This is a genomic window from Nonomuraea sp. NPDC001684 (assembly GCF_053596515.1).
In genome coordinates this window covers 1-7,875 of sequence record NZ_JBSFGJ010000435.1, presented here as the reverse complement: position 1 = coordinate 7,875, position 7,875 = coordinate 1, and the positions used below count along the sequence as shown (strand labels likewise).

Sequence of the window (7,875 nt, the reverse complement as noted above, 5' to 3'; positions counted from 1 at the left end):
GGCCTGGTCATGTGCGCGACCGTCGTCCTCGGCGGCTGGCTGTTCGACCGCTTCTTCCATGACAGAGCCCGGCTCTACGTCATCCTGCGCGAACAGCTCGATGGCGGTCTGCGCGGCGATGGCGGCGATGTGGCCGTGGCCGAGGCCGTCGCACAGCAGCACCGTGGTGCTCTCGCCGTTCTCGGCGATGGCGTAGCCGTCACCGCAGCTCACCTCGTCGCCGATCGGCCGGGTCAGGCCGCTGGCGCGCAGCGGAGGGCCGGGCGCGCCCTCGGCGGTGAAATGCATGACGAGCACAGTGCCCATGCCGGGCACCGAGTGAACGTCGTATCCGGTGGCGATGCGGGCGATGGCCCCCATGCCGATGCCGAGCGTGCCGGAGGTGGAGTAGCCGTCGCGCAGGGCGCGGGCCACGTCGGCCATGCCGGGGCCCTTGTCCACCGCGACGAGCTCCACGCCGGCCGGCGCCTCGGGGTGCGGCCGCACCAGGACGACGCCCTCCACGGCGTGCTTGACCAGGTTGGAGACCGCCTCGCTGACGGCCACGGCCGTCTGCCCGGTGCGGGTGGTGTCGAAGCCGGCCGCCTCGGCCAGCTCGACCGCCCGCCGCCGGACGGCGCCGACGGCACTCGGGTCCTCGGCGCGCACCCAGGTCGGGTTCACCTCGCCCACTTGGTCACCGTCACGGTCGTACCCTTCCCGGGGGCGGAGATCAGGTCGAACTCGTCGACCAGCCGGCGGGAGCCGCCGAGGCCGAGGCCCATGCCGCCACCGGTGGTGAAACCGTCGGTGAGCGCCTTGTCCAGGTCGGGGATGCCGGGGCCGTCGTCGCTGAAGACCAGCTTCAGGCCCCGTTTCCGGCCGTTCTCGACGAGGTCGATGCGCACGCCACCGCCGCCGGCGTAGACGAGCGCGTTGCGGGCCAGCTCGCTGGCCGCCGTGACGATCTTGGTCTGGTCCACGAGGGAGAGCCCTGCCTCGATCGCGAGGGTCCGCACGATCTGCCGGACCATCACGACGTCCGCGCTGCCCGCGATCGTCATCGTCTCGGTCACGTGGCGGCGCCCCTGACGTGGTCGAGCAGCGCCACTCCCTTCTCCAGGTTCAGCGCCGTGCGCACGCCGCCCAGCGACAGGCCGAGCTCGACCAGGGTGATCGCCACCGCGGGACGCATGCCGACGACCACGGTCTGGGCGTCCAGCATGCGGCACATGGTGGCGATGGTGGCCAGCATGCGGCCGATGAAGGAGTCGACGATCTCGACCGCGGTGATGTCGATGATCACACCTCTTGCCCCGGTGGCGACGACCCGCTCGGCCAGGTCCTCCTGGAGGGCCAGCACGCTCTGGTCCTCCAGGTCGATCTGGATGGAGACGATCAGGATGTCGCCGAGCTTGAGTACGGGCACCCGGTCCATCAGGCGCCCTCCGCCCGGACGGCGATGCGGGCGTGCTTGGACTGCGTCACCTGCACGCCGCTGCGCTTGAAGGCGTGGGCGAGGGCGTCGGCCAGCGACGCCTTGGTGACGATGTCGCCGAACTCGATGCCGAGCGTGACGATGGTGTGCGCGATCTGCGGGCGGATTCCGGAGATGACGCATTCGGCGCCCATCAGCCTGGCGGCCACCACGGTCTTGAGGAGGTGCTGGGCCACCTGGGTGTCCACGGCGGGCACGCCGGTGATGTCGATCACAGCGTGCTCTGCGCCGGTGTCGACCAGGGTCTGCAGCAGCTTCTCCATCACGACCTGGGTCCTGGCGGAGTCGAGGGTGCCGATCAGCGGCACGGCGACGATGCCCTCCCAGAGCTTGACCACCGGGGTGGACAGTTCGAGCAGCTGCTCGGCCTGGTCCAGGATGATCTTCTCGCGGGCGTCGGCGAAGGTCTCGAAGGTGAGCAGGCCGAGGTCGTCGATGAGCCGGGAGAACCAGATGAAGCCGCGCAGGGCCTCGGGCTCGCCATCGGCCTCGACGACTTCGTACAGGGCCTCCTTGAGCCCGAAGACCGCGCGGGCGGTGTCGGCGGGCTGGTGGCCGGCGCGGGCGCGGGTGCGGGAGAGCTCCGCGAGCAGCCCGCGGACGTCGGCGAGGTCTCCCTTGCCCTGATCGAGCGAGGACCGCAGGGCGCGGTAGATGTCGAGAAGCTCGTCCGACGGGGCCTTGGCGAGCTGCACCCAACGGGCGAGGATCTGCTCCTCGTGCTCACGGAGCAGCTCTTCGATGCGTCGCCTGGCGACGTCGGCTTGGACGGTCAAGGATCACTCCTGGGTTGGCTAGCGAGTGACGGTGTCACCGTATGTTAGAGCGATTTTTCCAGGTAGCGGACCGTTTGACGCCCGCCACTGTGCGCGACGGACGGCCCCGCCAGGCCCGCCCCCTTGAGCCCCGCCTTCCTGGGTAGATGAACGGCGGAGGCGAGTCTTGCTGACATGCTGTCGCCATAACCTTGACGGAGCCTCCGAGGGTTGTGACACTGTGTCAGAAACATTCGCGCGAGTTGGGGAAGTGCTGTGACGACGTCGTTCTCCGAGACCTTGAGGGCCGCCACCTGGGGCGACCACGAGTCGGCCGAGTCCGAGGGCTACCTCGCCGAGCTGATGAGCGGCCGGTTGACCGAGCACGAGTACGGCGAGATGGTCGCCCAGCACTACTTCGCCTACCTCGCCCTCGACGGCGTCTCCAAGGAGCTGGCCGCCCACCCGGTCGCCGGCCGCTTCGTCTTCCCCGAGCTGTACCGCGAGCCCGCCCTGGAACGCGACCTGGCCACCATCTACGGCCCCGCCTGGCGCGAGCGCGTCGCCCCCTCCAAGGCCACCCGGACCCTCCAGGCCCGCATCCACCAGATGACCGACTGGCCCGGCGGCTACGTCGCCCACCACTACACCCGATACCTCGGCGACCTGTCGGGCGGCCAGTTCATCCGCATGGAACTGCAGAAGATCTTCGGCTACCGGGCCGGCGGCGGCGTCGACTTCTACATCTTCGACGAGGTCGGCAGCCTGCCGCGGTTCAAGACCGAGTACCGGGCCCGGCTCGACGCCCTCGGCGCGGAGCTCGACGAGCGCGAGCGGCAGCGGATCATCGGCGAGGTGCGGCTGGCCTACCAGCTCAACACCGAGGTCCTGGCCGAGCTCATGCACGTCGTCAGGGCCGCGGCGTAGCAGCCTGCGCCGGGTCGTCGCCGCCGTCCGGCGCCTGGGCCAGGACGGCCAGGCGCGTGGGCAGCCGCGGCGGGCGCTCGGCCCGGCCCTCGCCCGAGGCCAGCCGGTAGGGCACCAGGGTGACCATGACCCCGGGGAGCAGCAGCAGCCGGTCCCGCAGCCGGGCGGTCAGCCGGTTGTGCAGGGCCGGCTCCCACCAGCGGCCGGTGACGTAGTCGACGATGTAGACGGTCACGATCTGGTCGGGGTGCAGGGCCAGCCAGTCGCGTACGTGCCGCAGGATCGGGCCCACGGCGGTCCGGTAGGGCGCCTCGATCATCCTCAGCGGCACGGAGGAGGGCGCGTAGTGCTCCCAGCCCTCGCGCAGCTCACGGGTCGCCTCCTCGTCGGTGCACACGTGCACCGCCTCCAGCCCGGCCGGGCGGGTGGCCGCGGCGTAGGCGACCGCCTGGAGCGCGGGGCTGCCCAGCCGGGAGACCAGCACCATGGCGTGGGCGCCGCCCGGCAGCTCGACGGGCGTGTCCGGGGTGGTGGCCGCCCGTACCTGGTCGTAGTGCCGCCTGATGCCCTTCATGAGCGCGAACAGGCCCGGGATGGCCAGGCAGACCAGCCACGCGCCGTTGGCGAACTTGGTGACCAGCACGATCACCAGGACGGCGGCGGTCACCGTCGCGCCGGTCGCGTTGACGGCCTGGCGCCGCCGCACGCCGGGCGAGCGCGGGCCGGTCCGCTGCCAGTGCCGCACCATGCCGGCCTGGCTCAGCGTGAAGGAGATGAAGACGCCGATGATGTAGAGCTGGATGAGCCGGGAGCTGTTGGCGTCGAAGACGACGAGCAGCACGGCCGCGGCCGTCGCGAGCAGCAGGATGCCGTTGCTGAAGACCAGCCGGTCGCCGCGCTTGTGCAGCTGGCTGGACAGGTAGGAGTCGGCGGACAGGATCGAGGCCAGCATGGGGAAGCCGTTGTAGGCGGTGTTGGCCGCCATGATCAGGATCGCTGCGGTGCTGGCCTGGAGGAAGGCGTACAGGACGCCGCGGCCGAGCACGGCGTCGCCGATCTGGGCCAGGGCGGTGGGCTCGACGTACCCGGCGGGCATCCCGGCGAGCCGGCCGGGGTGGTCGGGGTCGGTCATCCGGACGTGGGTGAGCAGGGCCAGCACGGTGATGCCGGAGAACATGGTGACCGACAGCACGCCCATGATCGCCAGGGTGTTCGCCGCGTTCCTGCTCTTGGGCCGGCGGAAGGCGGGCACGCCGTTGCTGACCGCCTCCACCCCGGTCAGCGCCGTGCAGCCGGAGGCGAACGCGCGCAGCACCAGGAAGACGGCGACGAAGCCGACGGGCTGGTAGAGCGGCTCGATGGTGAAGCCGGCGCTGACCGCCCGGGGATGCTCGCCGGCCAGCAGCCGCCAGGCGGCGACCAGGAACATCAGGTAGACCGCGGCGATGAAGGCGTAGGTGGGCACCGCGAACCCGCGGCCGGACTCGCGGGTGCCGCGCAGGTTGACCAGGGTGAGCAGCGCGACGCAGGCCACGCTCAGCGGCGCCGACCAGCGGTTCAGACCGGGCGCGTAGGAGGTGATGGCGTCCACCCCGGCGGCGACGGAGACGGCGACGGTCAGCACGTAGTCGACCAGCAGCGCGCTGGCGGCGACCAGGCTGGCGTTGACGCCCAGGTTCTCCCGGCTGACGACGTACGCGCCGCCGCCGCCCGGGTAGGCGTAGCAGGTCTGCCGGTAGGACACGATGATGATCACCAGCATGGCCACGATGGCCAGGGCGATCCAGCCGGTCACGTGCAGCAGGGCGAGGCCGCCCAGGGTGAGGGCCATGATGATCTGCTCGGTCGCGTACGCCACCGACGAGATCGGGTCGCTGCAGAAGACCGGCAGCGCCAGCCGCTTGGGCAGGAGCTGCCGTTCCAGGTGCTGGGTCCGCAGCGGCCGGCCGACCAGGGCCCGCTTGGCCCGCTCCCACGGGGAGGCGGTGGTCATGGGCGTTCCCGCCTCCTTCCGGTCAGCCGGCGATCGCCCTGCCGAGCAGGTAGCCGAGGCTGACGACGGCCAGGCCGAGCACCAGGTTCATGGCGATGTTGGCCAGCGCCCGGCCGGTGGACCCGGCGGCCAGCAACTTCCAGGTGTCGGCGCTGAAGGTGCTGAACGTGGTGAGCGCGCCGCAGAACCCGGTGCCGACCAGCGACAACACGGCCGGCGGCAGGGCGCCGTGGGAGGCGATGCCCATCAGGACGCCGAGCACGGCCGAGCCGATGACGTTGACGGCCAGCGTGCCCCACGGCATCGCCTTGCCGGCCGCCTCGGTGACGCCTGCGTCCACGAGGTAGCGGGCCGGCGCGCCGATCAGGCCGCCGACGAAGACGACCAGCGCGAGGATCATCGACGGCCGCCCAGCCGCAGGCCCGCCCAGACGGCCAGCAGGCCCACGACGACGCTGAGCACCAGGTAGAGCACCGCCCAGCCGGCCGCGCCGCCGACGGTGAGCTCGCGGACGCCGTCCACCAGGTGCGAGAAGGTGGTGAAGCCGCCCAGGAAGCCGGTGCCGAGCAGCGCCTTGACCGGCATGCGGTGCAGCGGGTGGCGGGTCAGCTCGCCGGTGAGCAGGCCCATCAGCAGGCAGCCGAGGACGTTGACCACCAGCGTGGGCCAGGGCAGCGGGTGGTCGGCGCCCATCAGGGTCTGGGTGAGCAGGTGGCGGGCGACCGCGCCGACGCCGCCGCCCACCCCGACCAGGACGAGCGCGCGGGCCGGATGGCGGGTGGCGGCCATCAGTCCTCCGTCCCGAGCTGCGCGTCGGTGCCGGCGAGCTGTTCGGCCTCGGTCTCGCGCATCCGGCACAGCCGGTCCACGACGCGGCCGATGAGATAGGTGACGACGAAGGAGTAGAGGCCGACGACGACGATCGCGGCGAGCTGCTTGAGCAGCACCTCGATCGAGCCGCCGTACAGCAGGCCCTTGGTCCTGGTGGCGCTGACGCCGGTCGCGAGCAGGCCGATGAGGGCCGTGCCGACGATGCCGCCCGCGCCGTGCACGCCGACGACGTCGAGGGTGTCGTCGTAGCCGAGGACGAGCTTCCAGGTGACCGCGTACGACACCACGACGGCGGCCACGATGCCGACGACCAGGGCGCCCTCGGCGTTGACGAAGGCGCAGGCGGGCGTGATGGCCACCAGCCCGGCCAGCGCGCCGGTGGCCGAGCCGAGCCGGGTGAAGTGCCGGTACCGCAACCACTCCAGGACGAGCCAGGTCAGCATCCCGGCGGCCCCGGCGATCATGGTGGTCAGGAACGCGTTGACCGCGATGCCGCCGTCGGCCATGGCCGAGCCGGCGTTGAAGCCGAACCAGCCGAACCACAGCAGGCCCAGCCCGAGCATGACGAACGGGATGTTGCTCGGCCGGGGCGGCTCCTTCCTGCGGAAGCGCACGCCGGGGCCGAGCGCGAGAGCCAGGGCCAGGCCGGCCATGCCGGAGTTCAGCTCGACCACCAGGCCGCCGGCGAAGTCGAGCACGCCCCACCGGCTGATCCAGCCCTGCCGGTCGAACACCCAGTGCGCGATCGGGAAGTACACCAGCGTCACCCACACGACGGAGAACACGATCCACGGCCCGAGCCGGGTCCGGCCGGCGACCGAGCCGCTGATCAGGGCCACCGTGATGATGGCGAAGGTGAGCTGGAACAGCGCGAAGGCGTAGGTGGGGACGCGGCCGTGCAGCATGGTGGGCGTGATGTCGGCGAAGCGCAGGTCGCCGAAGCCGATCACGCCGGCGCCGCCCACGTCGGGGCCGAAGACCAGCCCGTAGCCGTAGCCGAACCACAGGATCGTGACCAGGGCGATCGAGACGAAGCTCATGAACAGCATGCTGAGCACGTTCTGGGCGCGGACCATGCCGCCATAGAAGAAGGCCAGTCCGGGCGTCATGAGCAGCACCATGGCGGCGCTCACGAGCACCCAGGCCGAATCGCCGGTGTTGAGCCCTGGCGGCATCGCCCGACCTCCCTCCCTGTCCCCAGACAGAGATGATCGGAGGAACCGGAGGCAAAACTCCCTGGTAAAGCGCCTTTGCCGGGCATGTGCATTGTTGAGGCGCTCTTAGTCCTCGACGGCTTTCGCAAAGAATGTCCATCCCACCGCCGCCGCCGCGTGGCCCGCCGCCCGCAGGGGAATGTTGCCGCTCGTCAACCCCGGTGCCGGCGAGAGAGGCAGGCGGACATGCGCGCCGAGATGCCCGACCTGCCGCTCGCCACGCTCCGCGGCGTCAGCCAGGTGGACCTGCAGAACAACCTGGGGACCGCGATCTGCTTCGTCGTCGCGCTGCTCGCCGCCGGATGGCGCTTCGCGCTGTTCGGCCTGGTCGGCGCCGCCGTGGGCACGCTCACCGCCTGGTTCCTCGGCGCGTCCAGGGAGAGCGTGGCCGCGGGGCTCGAAGGGTTCAACGGCACGCTGATCGGCGTCGCGCTGGTGCTGTACTTCCAGGCCCGGTGGATCACCCTGCTGCTGGTCGTCGTCGGCGCGATCATGGGCAGCGTCCTGACGTCGGCGCTCAAGACGCTGCTCGGGCCGCACGACCTGCCGGGGCTCACGGCGCCGTTCTGCGCGGTGGCCACGATCATGGTGGTCGGCGGCCCGGCCTACGAGCGGGTCTGGCGCCGGCACGTCCTGGCGGCGCCGCCGTCGGCGACGTCCCCGGGGACCGCGGTGACG

Annotated in this window: 10 protein-coding genes; 2 read left to right on the top strand and 8 right to left on the bottom strand. The window is 71.4% G+C overall.

Features of this window, described 5'->3' with window-relative positions:
• From ACWCSD_RS42820 to ACWCSD_RS42805, 4 genes are all read right to left on the bottom strand, one after another.
• Window positions 1-672: anti-sigma regulatory factor (locus tag ACWCSD_RS42820; protein ID WP_449923725.1), on the bottom strand; the 672-nt coding region annotated here is incomplete at its 3' end.
• The gene (locus ACWCSD_RS42815) at window positions 660-1,043 is read right to left on the bottom strand and encodes an anti-sigma regulatory factor (protein WP_449923728.1); all 384 of its coding nucleotides are present in this window, start codon (window positions 1,041-1,043) and stop codon (window positions 660-662) included. The genes ACWCSD_RS42820 and ACWCSD_RS42815, both read right to left, overlap by 13 nt.
• A gap of 8 nt (window positions 1,044-1,051) precedes the next feature.
• A complete protein-coding gene (locus ACWCSD_RS42810; protein ID WP_221762408.1) occupies window positions 1,052-1,417 on the bottom strand; it encodes an STAS domain-containing protein in 366 nt (121 codons plus the stop codon).
• Complete coding sequence (locus tag ACWCSD_RS42805; protein ID WP_397164249.1) at window positions 1,417-2,253, bottom strand: STAS domain-containing protein; 837 nt, start codon at window positions 2,251-2,253, stop codon at window positions 1,417-1,419. Before ACWCSD_RS42805 ends, ACWCSD_RS42810 begins: the two co-directional genes overlap by 1 nt.
• Before the next feature lie 255 nt (window positions 2,254-2,508).
• Here ACWCSD_RS42805 and ACWCSD_RS42800 point away from each other — a divergent pair, with 255 nt between their 5' ends.
• Entirely contained in the window at window positions 2,509-3,159 is a 651-nt protein-coding gene (locus ACWCSD_RS42800; protein WP_352354231.1) for a biliverdin-producing heme oxygenase, read from the top strand.
• Here ACWCSD_RS42800 and ACWCSD_RS42795 read toward each other — a convergent pair.
• Genes ACWCSD_RS42795 through ACWCSD_RS42780 form a run of 4 tightly spaced genes read right to left on the bottom strand, consistent with a single transcriptional unit; the run spans window position 3,143 to window position 7,158 of the window.
• Window positions 3,143-5,152 carry an APC family permease gene (locus ACWCSD_RS42795; protein ID WP_397164247.1) on the bottom strand — a complete coding sequence of 670 codons (2,010 nt, stop codon included), beginning with the start codon at window positions 5,150-5,152 and terminating at the stop codon, window positions 3,143-3,145. The genes ACWCSD_RS42800 and ACWCSD_RS42795 overlap by 17 nt on opposite strands.
• A gap of 22 nt (window positions 5,153-5,174) precedes the next feature.
• Complete coding sequence (crcB, locus tag ACWCSD_RS42790; protein ID WP_449923719.1) at window positions 5,175-5,552, bottom strand: fluoride efflux transporter CrcB; 378 nt, start codon at window positions 5,550-5,552, stop codon at window positions 5,175-5,177.
• Window positions 5,549-5,941: a fluoride efflux transporter CrcB gene (crcB, locus tag ACWCSD_RS42785; RefSeq protein ID WP_449923716.1), complete on the bottom strand. Its 393-nt coding sequence runs from the start codon at window positions 5,939-5,941 to the stop codon at window positions 5,549-5,551. Before crcB (ACWCSD_RS42785) ends, crcB (ACWCSD_RS42790) begins: the two co-directional genes overlap by 4 nt.
• The gene (locus ACWCSD_RS42780; protein ID WP_387669900.1) at window positions 5,941-7,158 is read right to left on the bottom strand and encodes an ammonium transporter; all 1,218 of its coding nucleotides are present in this window, start codon (window positions 7,156-7,158) and stop codon (window positions 5,941-5,943) included. Before ACWCSD_RS42780 ends, crcB (ACWCSD_RS42785) begins: the two co-directional genes overlap by 1 nt.
• 225 nt (window positions 7,159-7,383) lie before the next feature.
• On the opposite strand from ACWCSD_RS42780, the gene ACWCSD_RS42775 reads away from it, so the two are divergent.
• The coding region (locus tag ACWCSD_RS42775) for an urea transporter (protein WP_449923712.1) at window positions 7,384-7,875 on the top strand (492 nt) is incomplete at its 3' end.